The organism is Streptomyces mesophilus, assembly GCF_011044995.1.
GTDB classification, from domain to species: domain Bacteria; phylum Actinomycetota; class Actinomycetes; order Streptomycetales; family Streptomycetaceae; genus Streptomyces; species Streptomyces mesophilus.
In genome coordinates this window covers 1-1,627 of the sequence record NZ_JAAKZW010000450.1, presented here as the reverse complement: position 1 = coordinate 1,627, position 1,627 = coordinate 1, and the positions used below count along the sequence as shown (strand labels likewise).

The 1,627-nt window shown below is 70.7% G+C and carries 1 protein-coding gene; it reads right to left on the bottom strand.

Annotated elements, in window-relative coordinates; translation table 11 throughout:
- Window positions 1-37: 37 nt before the first annotated feature.
- The gene (locus G6045_RS40485) at window positions 38-1,285 is read right to left on the bottom strand and encodes an alanine--tRNA ligase-related protein (protein WP_165337247.1); all 1,248 of its coding nucleotides are present in this window, start codon (window positions 1,283-1,285) and stop codon (window positions 38-40) included.
- Between the last annotated feature and the right edge of the window lie 342 nt (window positions 1,286-1,627).

Genomic DNA, 1,627 nt, shown 5'->3' with positions numbered 1-1,627 from the left:
CCCCGGACCCCCTCATCCGAACTTCGTTCGGATCGCCTCAAACGCCGGCGGGGCTGAAGGCGACCAGCTCCCTGGGCAACCCATGCGTGTCATGCAGGTAGCGGTAGTCGTCCTCCGTCAGGGGGCGGTTGCGGTACTCGGGGCGGGAGAGGATCTTGTGGCCGCGGGTCAGGAGGCGGCGGAAGCGGGATTCCTCCTCGTGGAGCACCGTGAGGACGGAGTCCGGGTCGTCCCGCAGGCCGAAGTGGGACTGCGTGTGGGAGACGAGCTCGCGCGGCAGGTCGCCGAGGGTGCGGTCGGGGTCCTCGCGCCAGAGCGTCGTGAGCGTCCGGCGGATCAGGCGGCGCGGGACGTAGCCCCGGCCGGTGTTGGACGGGTGGACGCCGTCTCCGTGGATCACGGTGAGCGAGCGCAGATGGTCGACGACCAGGCGGAGGTCCGACAGCTCCTCGATGTCCCAAAGGCCGGGTACGAGGCGCATCCACGGCTCGAAGAGGTCGGTCCCGTAGACCGAGTCCTTGCCCTGCAGGACGGTCACGAGGCGCTCGAGGCCCATGCCGGTGTCGACGTTCTGCTGCCGCAGCGGCGTGAGGCTTCCGTCCTCGTGGCGGCGGTAGCGCATCATCACGTGGTTCCAGACCTCGACCCAGCGGGGGTCGGTGGTCGGCGTGCCCTGGGGCTCGGTGCCGTCCCCGCCGGTCCAGACGAACAGTTCCGAGTCCGGGCCGCAGGGACCCGTCGGCCCGTTGGACCACCAGTTCTCGTCGCCGCCGGTCAGCTCGACCGGGAGGCCGGTCCCCCGCCACGTATCGAGGGATTCCTCGTCGACACCGACCTGCTCGTCGCCGCCGAAGACCGTGACGTGGAGCCGGTCGCGCGGGATGCCGAAGCCTTCGTGCAGCAGCTCGTACCCCCAGCGCAGGCTCTGCGGGCCGCCGTAGTCGCCGAGGGACCAGGAGCCGAGCATCTCGAAGACGGTGAGGTGGGTGCTGTCGCCCACCTCGTCGAGGTCCGTCGTGCGAAGACAGCGCTGGACGTTGACCAGGCGCCGGCCGAGCGGGTGGGGGCGGCCCTCCAGGTACGGCGTGAGGGGGTGCATGCCCGACGTGGTGAAGAGGACAGGATCACCGGGCGGTGGCAGCAGGGTGCTGCCGGTGATCAGGTCGTGCCCGCGGTCACGGAAGAAGCGGGTGAAGGTGTCGACGGTCTGCTCGGTGGTGAGCGGGGTGTGTTGCGAGGTGCGGTCCGGCTCGGTGACGAGCGGAGTCTGCTGCGAGGTACGCATGGCGGGTGCCCTTTCGGGTCGGGGTGACCGGAAAGGACCGCGCGAAGAGCTGCTGCTTGACGAGGGGTACGACACAGCGACGCAGGCGATCCGTTTCCGGTCGCCGGCGGTGTGAGGAGTGAGGAGATCAGGCGGCGGCAACCGGCGAGCGGGGCGCTCGCGCGGTTGCGGTGTGCGTATGCGTGCGGGTGATCTCCATGCTTTCCACCGTAACAGCGGGTGGCGTGGGTGGGCTCGGGGTTTTTCGGCAGGCGCGCGTCTGCCCCCGGCTGGCGCGCGTCTGCCCTCGGCGGGCACACAACTGCCCCCGGCTGGCTCCGGCAGCCTCGTCCGGCCCCGGCT

What these genes read in the sequence shown, in the direction of transcription:
- G6045_RS40485 (WP_165337247.1), bottom strand. Translation starts at nt 1,285, where the DNA reads ATGCGTACCTCGCAGCAGACTCCGCTCGTCACCGAGCCGGACCGCACC.